The 16,205-nt window shown below is 63.5% G+C and carries 16 protein-coding genes; 8 read left to right on the top strand and 8 right to left on the bottom strand.

Translation table 11 applies throughout. The annotated features are described in order from the left end of the window. The first annotated feature begins 2 nt into the window (after positions 1-2). Genes BN1134_RS07775 through BN1134_RS07765 form a run of 3 tightly spaced genes read left to right on the top strand, consistent with a single transcriptional unit; the run spans position 3 to position 3,815 of the window. Positions 3-1,829 (top strand): extracellular solute-binding protein, encoded by a 1,827-nt coding sequence (locus BN1134_RS07775; protein WP_042046388.1) that lies wholly within the window; start codon positions 3-5, stop codon positions 1,827-1,829. Between the two features lies 1 nt (position 1,830). After that, entirely contained in the window at positions 1,831-2,820 is a 990-nt protein-coding gene (locus tag BN1134_RS07770) for an ABC transporter ATP-binding protein (protein ID WP_084214751.1), read from the top strand. Next, positions 2,817-3,815, top strand: a complete 999-nt coding sequence (locus BN1134_RS07765; RefSeq protein WP_042046386.1) for an ABC transporter ATP-binding protein — start codon at positions 2,817-2,819, stop codon at positions 3,813-3,815. Before BN1134_RS07770 ends, BN1134_RS07765 begins: the two co-directional genes overlap by 4 nt. 196 nt (positions 3,816-4,011) lie before the next feature. On the opposite strand, the gene BN1134_RS20290 is transcribed toward BN1134_RS07765, so the two are convergent. From BN1134_RS20290 to slyA, 5 genes are all read right to left on the bottom strand, one after another. Then, a complete protein-coding gene (locus BN1134_RS20290) occupies positions 4,012-4,134 on the bottom strand; it encodes a hypothetical protein (RefSeq protein ID WP_264293144.1) in 123 nt (40 codons plus the stop codon). 177 nt (positions 4,135-4,311) lie between these two features. After that, a complete protein-coding gene (locus BN1134_RS07760; protein ID WP_042046385.1) occupies positions 4,312-4,659 on the bottom strand; it encodes an MliC family protein in 348 nt (115 codons plus the stop codon). Positions 4,660-4,725: 66 nt separating this feature from the next. Beyond that, the gene (locus tag BN1134_RS07755; protein WP_042046383.1) at positions 4,726-5,754 is read right to left on the bottom strand and encodes a DUF2955 domain-containing protein; all 1,029 of its coding nucleotides are present in this window, start codon (positions 5,752-5,754) and stop codon (positions 4,726-4,728) included. Positions 5,755-5,803: 49 nt separating this feature from the next. Then, on the bottom strand, positions 5,804-6,862 hold the full coding sequence (locus BN1134_RS07750; protein WP_042046382.1) for an HlyD family secretion protein: 1,059 nt from the start codon (positions 6,860-6,862) through the stop codon (positions 5,804-5,806). A 7-nt stretch (positions 6,863-6,869) separates the two neighbouring features. Beyond that, a complete protein-coding gene (gene slyA / locus BN1134_RS07745) occupies positions 6,870-7,343 on the bottom strand; it encodes a transcriptional regulator SlyA (RefSeq protein ID WP_042046380.1) in 474 nt (157 codons plus the stop codon). A 183-nt stretch (positions 7,344-7,526) separates the two neighbouring features. Between slyA and BN1134_RS07740 the strand changes: the two genes are divergently transcribed. Further along, a complete protein-coding gene (locus tag BN1134_RS07740) occupies positions 7,527-9,116 on the top strand; it encodes an ATP-binding protein (RefSeq protein WP_042046379.1) in 1,590 nt (529 codons plus the stop codon). After that, positions 9,095-9,781, top strand: coding sequence for a response regulator (locus BN1134_RS07735; protein ID WP_042046378.1), 687 nt, complete (start codon positions 9,095-9,097; stop codon positions 9,779-9,781). The genes BN1134_RS07740 and BN1134_RS07735 overlap by 22 nt, the downstream gene beginning before the upstream one ends. Positions 9,782-9,823: 42 nt before the next feature. On the opposite strand, the gene BN1134_RS07730 is transcribed toward BN1134_RS07735, so the two are convergent. Then, positions 9,824-10,708, bottom strand: coding sequence for a DMT family transporter (locus tag BN1134_RS07730; protein WP_042046376.1), 885 nt, complete (start codon positions 10,706-10,708; stop codon positions 9,824-9,826). 96 nt (positions 10,709-10,804) lie between these two features. Here BN1134_RS07730 and BN1134_RS07725 point away from each other — a divergent pair, with 96 nt between their 5' ends. The 3 genes from BN1134_RS07725 to aqpZ all read left to right on the top strand — a co-directional run bounded on the left by BN1134_RS07725 (position 10,805) and on the right by aqpZ (position 13,224). Further along, positions 10,805-11,599: an AraC family transcriptional regulator gene (locus BN1134_RS07725; protein WP_042046375.1), complete on the top strand. Its 795-nt coding sequence runs from the start codon at positions 10,805-10,807 to the stop codon at positions 11,597-11,599. 208 nt (positions 11,600-11,807) lie between these two features. Beyond that, complete coding sequence (ruvC, locus tag BN1134_RS07720; protein WP_042046374.1) at positions 11,808-12,329, top strand: crossover junction endodeoxyribonuclease RuvC; 522 nt, start codon at positions 11,808-11,810, stop codon at positions 12,327-12,329. A gap of 208 nt (positions 12,330-12,537) precedes the next feature. Next, positions 12,538-13,224 (top strand): aquaporin Z, encoded by a 687-nt coding sequence (gene aqpZ, locus BN1134_RS07715; protein ID WP_042046373.1) that lies wholly within the window; start codon positions 12,538-12,540, stop codon positions 13,222-13,224. 42 nt (positions 13,225-13,266) lie between these two features. Here the strand turns inward: aqpZ and BN1134_RS07710 are convergent, their stop codons facing one another. Both BN1134_RS07710 and BN1134_RS07705 read right to left on the bottom strand, forming a co-directional pair. Beyond that, the gene (locus tag BN1134_RS07710; protein ID WP_084214750.1) at positions 13,267-13,977 is read right to left on the bottom strand and encodes a lytic transglycosylase domain-containing protein; all 711 of its coding nucleotides are present in this window, start codon (positions 13,975-13,977) and stop codon (positions 13,267-13,269) included. A gap of 86 nt (positions 13,978-14,063) precedes the next feature. Continuing rightward, positions 14,064-16,022, bottom strand: coding sequence for a TonB-dependent receptor domain-containing protein (locus tag BN1134_RS07705; protein ID WP_084214749.1), 1,959 nt, complete (start codon positions 16,020-16,022; stop codon positions 14,064-14,066). Positions 16,023-16,205: the final 183 nt, after the last annotated feature.

Here is a 16,205-nt window from a genome sequence, read left to right as displayed (position 1 = left end):
GGATGAATAATAAAATCAAATGGATAGGCGGCCTGATGCTGCTGGTGAACGGCTCGCTTGTGTGGGCCGATGCCTTGCCTGATGGGCTCATCTGGGAGACCAACGACACAGACCCAGTGTTTGCTTCGCCGCAGGCCAAGCAGGGGGGGACGCTGAACCTCTACGTGGACAGCTTCCCGCTCACCTTTCGCACCGTGGGGCCCGACTCCAACGGGTCGTTTCGCTCCTTTATTCTCGACAACCAGCTGCGGCTGATCAGCTTTCACCCCAACACGGGCAATCCCATCCCGGCGCTCGCCACTCACTGGGCCATCGCCCCGGACAACCAGACCGTCTACTTCAAGCTCGACCCGCGCGCCAAGTGGTCTGACGGCCAGCCGGTCGTGCCCGAGGATTACACCTTCGGCTATGAGATGATGCGCTCGCCCCACATCAAGGGGCCCTGGTTCAACAACTACTACACCACCGAAGTGGTCGAGGTGAGCAAGGTCGACGCGCACACCATCAAGGTCAAGGCGGGCAGCGCCAAGGGCAAGCTGGACTTGCTCAACACCACCGAGCTGTGGCCCCAGCCCAAGCACTTCTACAAGCTCGGCCCGAACTGGGTCAAACAGTACAACTGGGCTATCGTGCCGACCACCGGGCCCTATGTCATCAGCGAGGTGAAGAAGGGCAAATCGGTCACCTTCAGCCGTCAGAAGGCGTGGTGGGCCAAGGACGATCGCTTCTTTAAGCACCGCTTCAACGTCGACACGGTGCACATCAAGGTGATCCGCGATCAGAACATCGCCTTTCGCCACTTCCTGAAGGGGGAGCTCGACAGCTTCGAGATGGTCCAGCCCACCTGGTGGCATGAAAAAGCCAAGGGGCCGGAGTTTGACAAGGGCTACATCCAGAAGGTGATGGCCTATACCGACACCAAGCAGGGCGGTCAGGGGCTGCACCTGAATACGGCGGTGCCGAAACTGGCCGATCTCAATGTGCGCCTGGGCATCGAGCACGCCATCAACATGGACAAGATGATCGCCACCGTGCTGCGCGGCGATTACGTGCGGGTCACCACCTTCGGCTCGGGGTTTGGCCCCTTCACCGAGATGGCCTTGCCTGAGCGCGGTTACGACGTGCAAAAAGCGCGCGACTACTTCGCCAAGGCCGGCTACACCAAGCAGGGGCCGGACGGCATCTTGCAAAATGCCAAGGGGGAGCGCCTCACCCTGGCGGTCACCTTCACCGTCTCCGAGCATGCCAAGCGCTTGAGTTTCTTGAAAGAGGAGGCCAAGAAGGCGGGGCTCGATCTCGAGCTGAACCTGGTGGACGGGGCCACCGGCTTCAAGGCCATGCTGGAGAAAAAGCACGAGGCAGCCTGGCTGGGTTGGGGCGGCGGTGGCCTCTATCCCCAGTATTGGGAGTCGTTTCATTCGGATAACGCCAACAAGCCGCAGACCAACAACTTCTTCAACGTGGCCGACAAGGCGCTCGACACGCTGATCAATGCCTACGGCAAGGAGTTCGATCTGGGCCAGCGGGCCGAGCTGTCGCGCCAGATCCAGCAGCGTATCTATGATCTGGCCATCTTCGTGCCGGGCTATGAGCTCAACTATGTGCGGGCCGCCAGCTGGCGCTACGTGATGCTACCGACGGTGCCGGCCACCAAGAGCACTCCGGACTTGCTCTACTGGCCGATGGACGGTTACCCCCACAGCTCGGGTGGCCTGCTCTGGATTGACGAGGACAAACGCCAAGAGGTGCTGGCCGACAAGCGCAGTGGCAAGGCGCTGGCGCCGCTGACCCTGATCGACAAGAGCTGGCAGCGTGGCCAGGGGGGCTGATATGGAGCAGGCTCCCATCCTGGCGGTGCGCGATCTCGCCGTCGAGTTCAGCGTTGATGAAGGGACAGTGCGGGTACTCGATGGGGTGAGCTTTGCGGTGCACCCGGGCCAGACCCTCGGTATCGTCGGTGAATCCGGCTGCGGCAAGAGTGTGACGGCACTGGCCATCATGGGCCTGCTGCCAAGGCCCCATGGGCGGGTGGTGGGGGGCGCGATCCAGTTGGGCACTCTCGATCTGCTGGGGCTGCCGGCCAAGGATCTCTACCGCATCCGTGGCAACCGCATCTCGATGATCTTCCAAGAGCCGATGACAGCCCTCAACCCGGTCAAGACGGTCGGGGAGCAGTTGGCTGAAGTCTATGAGCTGCACCGCCCCGACTACGACCGGCGCCAGCGCCGCGAGGCGGCCATCGCCATGCTGCGCAAGGTGGGCATCCCCGAGCCGGAGCGGCGCTATGACACCTATCCCCATAACCTGTCGGGCGGCATGCGCCAGCGGGTGATGATCGCCATGGCGCTTGCCTGCGAGCCTGAGCTGCTCATCTGCGATGAGCCGACCACGGCGCTGGACGTGACGATACAGGCGCAGATCCTGGATCTGATGAAGGCGCTGCAAGCCCAGACCGGCATGGCCATCCTCTTTATCACCCATGATCTCGGGGTGGTGGCCGAGATGTGCGACGAGGTGGTGGTGATGTACGCCGGGCGCGCCGTGGAGCAGGCCGATGTGTTCGAGCTGTTCGAGCAGCCGCATCACCCCTATACCCACGGCCTGATGGCGTCGATCCCGCGTCTTGAGGACGAACCCAAGACGCAGCTCAAGACCATTCGCGGCCAGGTGCCGGCCCTGAGTGAGATGCCGGCGGGCTGCCGCTTCAGTAACCGCTGCCCTCATGCCAGCGAACTCTGTGTCGGTACTGTGCCGCCGGTGGAGCAGTTGGCCGGGCAGCACAGCGTGGCCTGCCACCACTGGAAGGAGGTGAGAGCATGAACGAGCCTCTGCTTACCATCACGGATCTCAAGCAGCACTTCGCCATGGGCGGCGGCTTGTTGCGGCGTGGCTACACGGTCTATGCGGTGGATGGCATCACCCTTTCCCTGCGCCAGGGCGAGACGCTCGGGCTGGTGGGCGAATCCGGCTGCGGCAAGTCCACCCTGGGGCGCACCCTGCTCAAACTGTTCGAGCCGACCGCCGGCACCATCACCTTTGAAGGGCGCGACATCACCCACCTCTCCCCTAAGGAGATGCGCTCACTGCGCCAGGAGATGCAGATCGTCTTTCAGGACCCCGTGGAGTCGCTCAATGCCCGCCACACGGTTGGCCAGATCCTCGAGGAGCCCTTCATCATTCACGGCAAGGGCCGCAGTGAGGAGCGCCGCATCTGGGTGCGCGAGCTGCTGGAGAAGGTGGGATTGCCCGCCGTGGCCGCCGATCGCTACCCGCACGAGTTCTCCGGCGGTCAGCGCCAGCGCATCGGCATTGCCCGCGCCATTGCCCTCAAGCCCAAGCTGCTGGTGTGTGACGAGGCGGTGTCGGCCCTCGATGTCTCGGTGCAGTCCCAGATCCTCAACCTGCTGCTGACCCTGCAACAGGAGATGAACCTGGCGATGATCTTCATCGCCCACGATCTGTCGGTGGTCAAACATATCTCGGATCGCATCGCCGTCATGTATTTAGGAAGGGTGGTGGAGTTGGCCGAGGCGAAGGATCTCTACCGGGCGCCGCGTCACCCTTACACCCAGGCGCTCATCTCGGCCATTCCGGTGCCGGATCCGCGCCGGCGCAGCCAGCGTATTTTGCTAAGCGGTGACGTGCCTTCCCCGATAGCCCCGCCACCGGGCTGCCACTTTCATCAGCGCTGTCCACGGGCGAGCGAGCGCTGCCGCAGTGAGGCGCCGCAATTGCTGGGAGAGGGTCATCAGGTGGCATGCCATCACCCCTTGCCCGAGCCGGCACAGGTGATCGTGCTAGAGCGCGCCATCTAGCGCTGATACGAGGAGAACAGAGCGGGAAATGAAATAAAGATGGGGCCTTAGGCCCCATTTCATTTTTTCTGGTGTTGGAGTTTCAGGTCGGCCGTGGTTGAGTTGGCCTGGGCAGGACAGCACCCCGACATGGGGATCCTGTTGTCATTATGTGTGTATGTTCTTTTACAACATTTTTCTGAAGGGAGTCGGGCCATCAGGCACCGTAGCGGAAGTAGTAGCCGCGGGTGGAAGGAGCATAAGAGACCTTCTCTTCGCTGCGAGCTTCGTTGCTGGTGGCGCCCTTCAGGTGGAACAGCACTGCAAGATGTTCAAACATAATTCACCTCATCAATCTGATTGTGGAATGTGACTCAGGTCACAACTTCATCCTAGGCGTTTGTGTGATCCCGATCAACTTTATTTGTTGTTAAGTTACATAAATCATGGAAAGGGTTTTCAAATGCAGACCTCTTCATGGAGGCGTTTTCAGGGCCGCATTTGCGGCCCTTTTTACTCACTCCTCGCGGCAGTTATCGAGCAGGATCTGCCACTCGCCATCGTCATCGAGCTGCTCGACAAAGCCACCGTCCCCCTTGTTCCACCACACCAGCTGCTGAAGATCGCTGAAGCGGGCACCGGAGGCCGAGACCACCTGGGGCAGGGTGTATGGCGTGCCATCGGGCAGGGTGAGCTTGACGAAGTGAAGGCTGTCATCGGACAGGGAGAAGTAACGCACCGTCACCTTGGCCTGCTGATCGCAGAGGTAGGTGATGGGATCGCCGCCGTGGACGGTCAAGGCGTCTTGGGGTTGGCATCCGGCAAGCAGTGCGCTGCCCGCCAGCAGCAACAGGGCTGGTTTCATCGGTGTGGCTCCGTGGTGTGAGTTTACGGGCAGCCTAACGGGTGTTGCCCGCACTCTCAAGGAGGCTCAGTGCCCGAAGCGGGTGGAGTCGAAGCGGTTGAGCAGGCGGTGCATTAGGTAGCAGCAAGTGAGGGTGGCCACGATGGCGACGGCGATGCTGCTGACCCGGTAGAGGGCGCTGAACACCAGATCGTTGCCCGGTGTCAGGTATTGACCGAACAGGATGCCGAGGGTGGTGAGCGAGCCGAAACCGGCCCCCGAGCCGCCCCCCTCCTTGACGTGGGCATAGGAGAAGAGCATGGCGCCGAGCCAGAGCACAGGCGCGACCAGCAGCAGTTGTCCCGACCAGTCATAGAGCACCAGTTGCGCCGTCAGGCCGAAGCTGACCCCGAGCAGGGTGCCGATGGCCCGCTTGCGGGCATAGCCGAGGGCGCCGTTCCAGTGCATCGGGAACAGCACCAGCAGGGTGGTGGCCTGGGCCGACATGGAGTCGCGCAGGTTGAAAATCTGGAACACCAGAAACGACAAGGTGGCGATGGTGGCACCGAGCAGCGCTTCGTGGCGCATCCGATGCGGCTCCTTGGGTTGTGGGGTTGGGCGCGCTCGCGGCTCGGTGTCGGGCAGCAGCACGGTGAGCAGCCAGGCCAGCAGTACCGAGCTGACGGTGGCCATCAGGTTGCTCAGGATCAGATCGTTGAGATCCGTGCTCGGGTAGCTGGCGAAGTGCAGCATGATGCTGAGGTTGAGCACGCCGTTGGCGCCGAACAAAAACAGGCTCCCCTTCGACATGCAGGCGAAGCGGTAGAGAAACAGCAGGAAGGCGATCGGGGTCATCAGCCCAGGGTGGGAGCCGAACAAGCCGCCGAGCAGCCCCACCTCAAGGCCGCACATCACCGCTGAGGCGAGCATCTGGCGACTGGCGTGGCCGTTCATCACCGGCACCATGCCGAGCAGCAACATGGGGGTGACGGTGAAGAAGACGCCGTAGTTCCAGTTCATCGTCTTGCACAGCAGAAAACCGAGGGTGGCTCCGGTGGCAATGCGCAGGCACTGGCGCAGATCATTGGTCGTCAGGGGACGATGCCACAGTTGCATGGGATCTCCTAGGTGGCCGGCGTGGGGGCCGGCCGCAGCGGGAAGGGGCTTAGTAGATGTAGTGCAGCAGGCTCAGCAGATGGATCTGAGCGCGGGCCAGCAGGCCGAGCAGCGGGTTGTCCGGCAGCAGTTGCACCGTGGCGCGGGCTCCGGCGGGGAGCATGCCGTGGGCCGGCTGCTCGAGGCGTAGGTGCAGGCGCAGGCGCTGGGCATCGCGTACCCAGCGATCCGATTCGGTCGGGGTCGCCAGCTTGCCGTTGGCATCGAACTGGCCGGCGCTCACCCCGGCGTCCAGACTGACCACCTTGGCCGGATAGAGGGTGCCGGGCTCACCGTCGAAGGCGATCAGCGCCTGATAGCCGGGATTGACGTGGCGCAGCGCCTTCTCGCGAAAGTCGGCGATGATCTCCACCTGGTCGGCCACCAGGGCCAGCAGCGGGCTGCCGGCCGTGGCGAAGGCGCCATTTTCCAGTTGCAGGTTGGTCACTATCCCATCCTGCTCGGCGCGCACCTGGCTGTAGGCCAGATTGAGACGGGCCTGCTCCAATGCGTTGTGGGCCTGACGGATGCGCAGGTTGGTCTCGCCCTGGGCGCCACGGCTGACCTTGAGCTGGGCCAGGGTCGCCTGGCTGGCTTGCAGATTGGCCTGGGCGGTGCGCAGTGCACTGCTGGCTTCATCGCGGGCCTGCTGGGAGACCAGGTTGCGGGCAAACAGGGCGGTGATGCGATGCGCCTCGCGTTCGGCCAGCTCACGGCGGGTGGTGGCGGCGTTCACGTCCGCATGGGCTGCACTGATCCTGGCGTCGAGTTCGGCGTTTTCTTGCAGTGCCTGCTCGAGTTTGAGCTCGGCTTGCTCCACGGCGAGCTTGAACGGCACCGGATCGAGTTCAAACAGCAGGGCCCCTTTGTGCACGCTCTGGTTGTTGTGCACGTAGACGGCGGTCAGGCGGCCGCTGACCTGGGGGGCGACCTTGACCACGCCACGGGTGGCCATGGCCTGCGGGGTGAGCGGCATCTTGAGGTCGGCCAGCAGGAAATAGACGAAGATGAGGCCGAAGGCGATGGCCACGCCCTTGACCCAGCGGGCGAATTGTTGATCCGGTGTCATCTGGGGGTTACTCCTGCTCACTACAACCCTTGGCCAACTTGGTCAGGGCATTTTCATAGATGTGGTTCATGGTCTGCTCGAAACGGGCCAGCTCGCTCTCACTGATCCCGGCCAGCAGCTCGCGGCGGGCTTGCATGATGCGGGCCTCGATGTGGCCGAGCAGTTCACGGCCGGCATCGGTTAGGCTGACGACGCGGGCGCGCTTGTCGGCGCTGCAACTGTGGCGGGTCACCAGACCCTGCTCTTCAAGCTGGCCCAAGGTGCGCATGAGGGAGGCCACCTCGATCTCGAGGTGATCGGCCAGACACTTCTGGCTGACCTCGTCGCCGAGCCGCGACAGCTTCCATAGTGCCGTCCAGCGCGGGTAGGTCAGGCCGAGAGGAGCCAACTGCTGATCGGCCACCCGGCTCCACAGGCGAAACAGCCTGCCCAGCCGCTCGGCCAGCGAGAGTTCGCGCAGACGCTCGATGTGCTTATCCATCTCATGGCTCCTATTACTTAGTCTGCTAAGCATTATATTTAGTTAGCGTGCTAAGTAAATTGTTTTGTGATGTGAGTCACGGAAATAAGGTTATCCATGGCGCCAGTCGTGATCGCCCCTGATTGACCCATCCCCAGCGGGCCGCCATCATGCCCCTTTCATCGTCGGGGCAAGGTGGCTGCCGTGAAGCTGCGTCATCAACTGGTCTTTCTCTCCCTGTGTTTCTCCCTGCTACTGCTGCTCATCCTGGGTGGCCTGTTGGCGCTCTTTATCCGTCATCTGCTCGAGAGCAATCTGGAGGAGAAGGGGAGCGATCTGGCTCGCCTGCTGGCGGCCGACCAGCGCATCGAGCAGGCGCTACTGCGTGGCGCCGATCCTACCCTGCGTGACTATGTTCAGGCCCTGTGCCGGCGTACCGATGCCGCTTACATGGTGGTGACCGACCGCCACGCCTTGCGTCTCTCTCATCCTTCCCCCGAGCTGGTCGGCCAGCGTTTTCGTGGGGAAGACATTTGGCCGGCGCTGTTTGAGCGGCGCAGCTACTGCTCTAAGGATCAGGGGACGCTGGGGCCGGCGATTCGCTGCTTTGCCCCCGTGATCGGTGCAGATGGACAGACGCTGGGGGCGGTGGCGGTCGGTTATCTGATGAAGACGGTGGAGGGCACCTATCGGGATCGCCTTGCCCTGCTGCTGTGGGCCATTTTGGCAGTGCTGGGGGCCGGATTGTTGCTGGCGGCGGCGATGCAGCGACGGTTGCGGCGAACCTTGCTCGATCTGGAGCCCGAGACCATAGCGCGGCGCTTCGCCCAGCAGGAGCTGGTGCTTGAGAGCATCAACGAGGGGATCATCGCCCTCGACGCTGAAGGGAGGGTGAGCATGCTCAACAGCGCCGCCTGTTACCAGCTGCGGCTACCGCAGCCCGGCCGCTATGCCCAGCTCGGCTGCCGGCTGGAGGCGCTGGCCCCCGAGCTGGCGCGAGGATTGGTCGACGGGGCGCTCGAGACACATTTTAGTGTGCATGGGGATGCTTTCGTCGGGCGCTGGCAGCCCATCACAGGCGGGGCCGGCTGGCTGTTTATCTTCACCCGCCCCGAGGCGGCCGGCACCCTGGCGGTGCAGGTGACCCATCTGCGTCAATACGCCGAGTTGCTGCGCATGCAGACCCACGAGTTTGCCAACAAGCTGAGCAGCCTCTCCGGCCTGCTCCAGCTTGGCCACGTGAACGAGGCGGTGGAGCTGATCCAGCGCGAGCACGACGAGCACCAGTCACTGCTGCAATCCTTGCTGCACGCCATCCACGACAAGCCGGTGGCGGGCCTCATCCTTGGCAAGTTCAGCCGTGCCCGCGAGCTTGGGGTGCACCTTGAGCTTGACGAGGGCTCGGCGCTGGAGGAGTGCCCCCCCTGGCTGTCGGCGGATCTCATCACCTTCATCGGCAACCTGCTCGACAACGGCATCCGTGCGGCCAGGGCCAACCGGGAGCAGGTAATGCCGCGGGTCCTGCTCTCGATCAACGATGCCGGCCGCCGTTTGGTGATAGAAGTAGAGGACAGCGGCGAAGGGGTGGACGAAGCGCTCGCCGATCATCTGTTCGACTACGGGGTCAGCCGCCAGAGCGGCGACCACGGGGTTGGGCTCTATCTGGTCAAGGAGACCGCCGAGCGGCTGGGGGGCGTGATAGAATGGCGCCGCACTGCCGCCCGTACCACCCTCTTCGGCATCTACCTCGACAAAGCGCAACTGGTGTCATTATGGAACCCATCACCACACTGATCATCGAAGACGATGTCCGGATCGGCGGTATTCTCAGCGAGCTGATCCTCACCACCCCCGGCTTCCAGTTAGTGGGCTGCGCCCCCTCCTTGGCCGACGCGCAGGCTCGGCTAGAGTGCGAGCAGCCCAGATTGCTGCTGGTGGATGTCTCCCTGCCCGATGGCTCCGGGCTGGAGTGGGTGGCCTCCTTGCGCGCGCGCGCCATCGAGACGCTAGTGATCATGGTGACCGCCGCCAGCGACGTCGAGAGCATCCAGCGGGCGCTGCACCTGGGGGTGCAAGATTACATCATCAAGCCGCTGCGCCTGTCGCGCATCCAGCAGAGCCTGGGCGAGGTACAGGCCCTGTGCCGCCGGCTGGCGGGGGCCGGCCACCTTGAGCAGGGGGATCTCGATCGCCTGCTCGGCAAGGGGCGCAGCCGCGAGGGGCGCGAGACCCCCAAGGGGATCGACGCCCTCACCCTGCGCCAGGTGCTCGATCTGCTGGCCAGTGAACGCGAGCAGTGCTTTTCCACCGATACCCTGGCGCTGCGCCTCTCTTTGAGCCGTACCACGGCGCGCCGCTACCTCGAGTACCTGGAGTCGGAAGATCACCTGGTGGTGGAGCTCAGCTATGGCCAGCGGGGCCGGCCTGAACGGCTCTACCGCTGGCGCGGCGAGGCGTGAAAGAGAAGGGAGCCATGGGCTCCCTTTTTATTTTTCCTTCGCTCAGGCCGACTCGGCGGCAAGCGCCACCCGGCGCGGCCGATATTGGCTGATGGCGACGCCGGTCAGGATCAATCCGCCCCCCAGCAGGTGGTAACCGTGGATCGGCTCACCCAGGCTCACCACGGCGATGAGGGCGGTGAGCAGTGGCATCAGGTTCATGAAGATGGCGGTGCGCTCCGGCCCCAGGGTGGCCAGCCCCCGCAGCCAGCAGTAAGCGGCAAACAGCGAGGAGGCGAGGCCGGCAAACAGCACCAGCCCGATAGCCTCCCCGGTGACGGCCAGCGAGTCGGCGCTGGCGGCCACCGGGATCAGCAACAACACCGCCAGCAGCACTTGCAGATAGAGGTTGAGCCAAGGGCCGAAGGGGAGCTGCCAGCGGCGCAGCAGCAGGCCATAGAGGGCGTAGCTGGTGGAGCCGGCAAGCATCATCAGATCCCCCGGATTGACGCCACCGAGCAAGGTGGCCGGATGGCCCTTGCCAAGCAGCCAGAGCACGCCAAGCAGGGAGATGAGTACGCCGCTGATGGCCTGCCGACCGGGACGGTTGCCAAAAAACAGGGCGCCGAGCACCACGGTCAACAGGGGGATGAGGGAGCCGATCACCCCCATGTTGGTGGCCGAGGTCTGGTGGGCGGCGTAGTAGGCGAGGCACTGGTAAAGCACCATGCCAAGGGCGGCCAGCACCAGCAGCTTGCCCAGCCAGGGGCGGAGGTCGGCGCGGCGGCGCCACAGTGGCAGCAGACAGAAAGGGGAGAGGGCCAGCGCCGCTATCACCCAGCGATAAAAGGAGATGGCGGCCGGATCGATCAGATCGGCCGCCGCCTTGGACACCACGGTGTTGGCGGCCCAGATCAGGATGGCGAGCAGGGGGAAGAGAACAGGCATAGGCACTCCTTGGGTCTATGGCAGGAGTCTAACCTTGTCTTTAACTCGGCAAGTAGCGTAAATAAGACATCGCATCATCGCTTTGAGACATTCTCTATGAGCGCGCTCACCCTGGCCGAGCAGGATCGCCTGCTGGCTCCCCCCAATCCCCTCTATTTTCGTTACAGCCAGATCCAGGGGGGCAACGCCTGCGCCGAGCACAGCCACCCCTGGGGCCAGCTCAGCCTCATCAGTCTGGGGGTCATGGTGGTGGAGATAGGGGGAGAGCGGCTGGTGGCGCCGCCGGATTACCTCATCTGGGTCCCGGCGGATATGCCCCACAGCGCCTTCAACGAGCAGACCCTCGATTACACCTCGATCTACGTGAGTCACGAGCTGGCCCCGCGCCTGCCGCGCGAGCCCCAGTTGTTGGCGCTCACTCCCTTGCTGCGCGCCCTGTTAGAAGACTTCACCCAGCGCCGCGTCGGCCACATGGTGGACGAGTGGGACGCGCGGCAGGGGGCGCTCTTTATCGAGAAGCTGGCGCGCACCCGCTGCCAGCCGAGCTATCTGCCCCAGAGCCGCGACCGGCTGCTCGCCCCCTTGCTGGCGGCGTTGCAGGCGGCGCCGGAGGATAACCGTACCCTGGCCGAGTGGGCGCGGGTACTGCACACCACGGAGCGCACCCTGGCGCGCCGTTGTCAGAAGGCGCTCGGCATGAGCCTTGGCCAGTGGCGCACCCGGCTGCGCATGGTCAAGGCGCTGGCCTGGCTGCGCGGCGACATGCCGGTACAAGAGATTGCCTGGCGGCTCGGGTATAGCTCCACGTCGGCCTTTATCGCCATGTTCCAGCGTGAGCAGGGCTGCGCCCCCCAGCGTTATCGTCAGCAGTTGGCCCAGCCAGGGCAATGAGCCCGCGCAGGTGCCTCCACCAGGTGCCGCAGCGCTAAGGCGTGACGCATTCCATCGCCCGCGTCTCTGAGGTGTGGTCTTTGCTTCATGGCTCGGCCCGCCCTGTGGTTGGCAAGCGCGCCAGCTCAGCCTTGGGCAAGGTGAAAGAGGCCAAGGGGGCGCAACTCTGTTATCGTGGCGCCCATTGCAGTTCAATCTATGTGAGTCGATGAGCGTTATTTTGGGAATCGATCCGGGGTCGCGGATCACGGGGTACGGGGTGATCCGGGTGACGGGGGGGCTGGTGGAATATCTGGGCTCGGGGTGTATTCGCACCGATCTCGGCGAGCTGCCGCAGCGCCTCAAGCAGGTGTATGACGGGGTGAGCGAGATCATCGCCCAGTTCTCACCGGATGAATTTGCCATCGAGCGGGTCTTCATGGCACGCAATGCAGACTCAGCACTGAAGCTCGGTCAGGCACGGGGCAGCGCCATCGTGGCGGCCGTCAACGCCGGTTTGCCGGTCGGGGAGTACTCACCGACCCAGATCAAGCAGGCGGTGGTGGGGACGGGGGGCGCCGATAAGACGCAGGTTCAGCATATGGTCAAGCACCTGCTGAAACTGCCGGGCACGCCCCAGGCGGATGCTGCCGATGCGCTGGCCATCGCCCTGTGTCATCTGCACACCCGGCAGAGCCTGATCCGCATGGCCGGACGCGTCACCGGCACTGCTCATGGGCGATTTCGCTAGCCAAACGGACAAGAACTGTCGTGGTACCGGAAAGAGCCATCAGGCTCTTTTTTTATGTGTGTATACTTTTTGTGTTATTAATCATTGGGTTGTGATTTGAGTCACAATTTCCATCCCCCGCTGGCGTACTGGTCAAATGGCGCCTAGTTTCCATAATGCGCCCGGAGCCGGTCTGCGGGCCGCTTCATGACAACAGAGGAGATCACAAATGAAATCGTATACCGCTGAATTACTTGGCACCTTCTGGCTGGTGCTGGGTGGCTGCGGCAGTGCCGTACTGGCCGCCGCTTTCCCTGATGTGGGTATCGGTCTGCTGGGCGTGTCACTTGCCTTCGGTCTGACCGTGCTGACCATGGCCTTCGCCATCGGCCACATTTCCGGTTGCCACCTCAACCCGGCCGTGACTGTCGGTCTGTTTGCCGGTGGTCGTTTCCCCGCGTCCAAGGTACTGCCTTATATCGTTGCTCAGGTGATCGGTGGCGTGCTGGCGGGTGCCGTACTCTATGTCATCGCAAGCGGCCAAGCCGGTTTTGACGTGGCGGCTGGGTTTGCCTCCAACGGTTATGGCGAACACTCCCCGGGTGGCTACAGCCTGATGGCAGCCCTGGTGTGCGAAGTGGTCATGACCGCCTTCTTCCTGTTTGTCATCATGGGCGCCACTGACAGCCGTGCTCCGGCCGGTTTTGCCCCGATTGCCATCGGCCTGTGCCTGACCCTTATCCACCTCATCTCCATCCCGGTGACCAACACCTCGGTCAACCCGGCGCGCAGTACCGGAGTGGCCCTGTTTGTGGGTGACTGGGCGGTCAGCCAGCTGTGGCTGTTCTGGGTCGCCCCGATCATCGGTGGTGTGATCGGTGCCCTGGCTTACCGCATGGTGGCCGAAAAAGAGTAATGTGTATCTCCCTTGCAAAACGCACCCCTCGGGGTGCGTTTTTTATGGGCGATTGCCGCTGCCGAGGGCATCCCGGTAGCGTTGGTGAAGTAGCGCGATGCGTTCGACATAGGCGCGGGTCTCGGCATAGGGGGGCACCCCCTTGTAGCGATCGACGGCGCCGGGCCCAGCGTTGTAGGCGGCGGTGGCGAGCTGGATATTGCCCTTGTATTGGCGCAGCAGGGCCGAGAGGTATTTGACCCCGCCGAAGATGTTCTGCTCGGCGAGAAAGGCATCGCCCACCCCGAGATCCCGGGCCGTGCCCGGCATCAGTTGGGTCAATCCCATGGCGCCCTTGCGCGAGACCGCCTGCGGATTGAAGGCCGACTCGGCGTGGATCAGGGCGCGGATCAGGGCCGGTTCAACCTGATAGGCGCGGGCCGCCGCCTGGATGGTGGCGGCGTAGTCCTGCACATAAAGGCCGGTGCGGCGCCAGTCGATGGGGGAGGCGGGATCGCAGGCATAGCAGTACTCGAACACCAGCAGCTCGTAGTGGCCGTCGCTCGGGCTCTGATCCGAGTAGCTGACCACGCCGTTGGCCTGGCGGAATTTATAGACCTCGATCCGCTCTTTGCGGCCCGTGTCGGGTGCCGTGGCGTTGAGGCGGTTGGCGGTGGTGGTGACCACTGGCGCGGGCTCCGGCTGGCCGGCCAGGGCCAGTGAAGTGCAGAGCAGGGCAGCAAGACGCAGCAGCAAGACGATGACTCCCTTCATCGTGAAGACCCCTACAGCATTGCCTTCTCGGCGCAGCAGATCCAGTCACCCTGAAAAAGAGCAGCCCCGCATGGCGGGGCTGTCGGTCAGAGCCGGTAATCCAGTCCGGCGTAGAGGGTGCGTCCTTCAAGGATCAGGTCGGCGTCGGTGGCCACCCCGTCACGTTGGGTGTTGGTGAGGTTGGTCATGCCCGCCCGGATGTCGAGCTGGGGCATGGCTTGCCACACCAGGCCGAAATCGAAGGTGTGGTAGCCTTCGCTGCGTTCATAGGTGGCGCCGCTCATGCGCGGTACCGGAATGGTCTGACTGCCGACATAGTTCCAGCCAAGACGGGTATCCAGAGCGGGTACTGCTTGCCAGGCCAGCGCGGCATTGAAGGTGTGCTCCGGGGTTTTATAGAGATCCAGCCCTGTGCTCTTGTCTTCGGCATTGAGCACGGTGCCGTTGGCCGACAGGGTCAGCCCGGGTTGCAGCGCCAGCCAGCCACTGAGCTCGACCCCCTGAATTCGCGAGTCATCGACGTTGTAGTAGGTCATCACGCTCGGTCTGTGGTTGGCGCTCCAGGCATCGCTCTGGATCTTGTTGCGGATATCGTTGTGAAAGAGGGTGAGGGCGCCGCCGTAGTGCTGGCTGTTGTAGGCCGTGCCCGCCTCATAGCTGACTGCGGTCTCCGGCTCGAGATCCGGGTTGCCGATGATGGAGCAGCGGCCGCGACAGGCCGGAACGGCATAATCGGCGTCGGTCTGGGCTATGGTCGGCGCCTTGAAGGCGCGGCCAATGCCCCCCTTGAGCACCCAGGCATCGGTGAGCGCGTAGAGGGCATAGGCGCGCGGGCTGAACTCGCTGCCATAAGTCTGGTGATCGTCCAGCCGGCCGCTGAGGGTCAGGGTCAGATCGCCCAGGCCAATCTCGTCTTGCAGGTAGAGCGCATACTGATCGACGCTCGCTTTTTTCGTCAGGTTGACGTTGTGCTTGAGCTCGCTGATGCGGTACTCGCTGCCTGCCGTCACCCGGTGATCGCCCAACAGGGTGCTGAGCTGACCATCGACGGTGTGGTTGGTCTGGGTCACCTCTCCCGGCCGCTGGGTCAGTGCCGTCATCAGCTGCGAGTCATCATGGAGATCGGCCTGCTCGAAGGCATAGCCGAGCCGGCTGTCGACATACTCCCAGCGTCCGCTGTGGGTCAGATGCAGGCCAAGACGCTCCATCTGCTGATCGTTTTTCACCGTGGCGCCGTAGTTGTTCCAGTGGGCCAGCCGGTCATCCTTGGCATAGCTGCCGCCCAGCTCCAGCTCTTGGCGCGGGTCGATGAGCCAGGTCAGGTTGGAGAGGGCGCTCCACTTCTCACGTTTCTCACTGGCATCGCTGCTGGCGTTACGGCTGAGATCGCTCTGCCATGCCTGCTTGTGGTTGCCTTCGACCACCAGATTGCCGAGCAGTACCCGATCGATGAGGGCGCCCGAGAGGTAGCCACTGCCTCGGTTGCCGTCTCCTCCGTCGCCCTCGGTCGGGTGGGTCGAGGTGTAAGAGGCTGCCCCCTCGGTGTGTTCACCGGCCTTGCGCAAGATGACGTTAACCACCCCGCCGAGGGCATCGGCGCCGTAGAGGGAGGAGATGGGGCCGCGCAGCACCTCGATGCGCTCGATGGCCGCCATGGGAATGGAGGAGAGGTCAAAATCGTTGGCGTAGGCCGAGCTCAGGGCCTCGCGCGAGTTGACGCGGCGGCCGTCGATGAGCAGCAGGGTGTAGTCGCCCTCCAGCCCGCGCAGGCGGATTTCACTGCGGCCATATGCGCTGGCGGGGGCTATGTTGACCCCGGTCACCCCCTTGAGCGCTTCGCTGAGGGTGGTGGCGTTCATCTTCTCAAGATCGCTGCGGGTCACCACGGAGACGCTGGCCGGAGCGCTCAGCTCGGTGTGTTGGGTCTGGGTGGCGGTGATCACCAGTGTCTCATGGGCGGTGTCGTCGGCCTGAGCTTGCAGGGGAAGGGTCAACAGACCCAGTGCCACGGCCAGGGGACGAAGGGGGAAACTGCCTGACTGCATTGAAAACTCCATGTCGTTGAGGGGGGCTCTTGCTGGCCCTTGACGGTGTGCCGGCAGTCGAAGAGGCCGGGCGAGGGGAGTATATTTGCAGTGAAATCTAAATGATATTTGTTTTCATTTGTGTGTGTCACTGTCACCCATTTGGGTGGCCGCCTGCATCTTGCGGCTTCTGCGGACGTTGTC

Origin of the sequence: Aeromonas simiae (assembly GCF_000820125.1) — a bacterium.
GTDB classification, from domain to species: Bacteria; Pseudomonadota; Gammaproteobacteria; order Enterobacterales; family Aeromonadaceae; genus Aeromonas; species Aeromonas simiae.
This window is presented reverse-complemented; position numbering and strand designations above follow the sequence as displayed.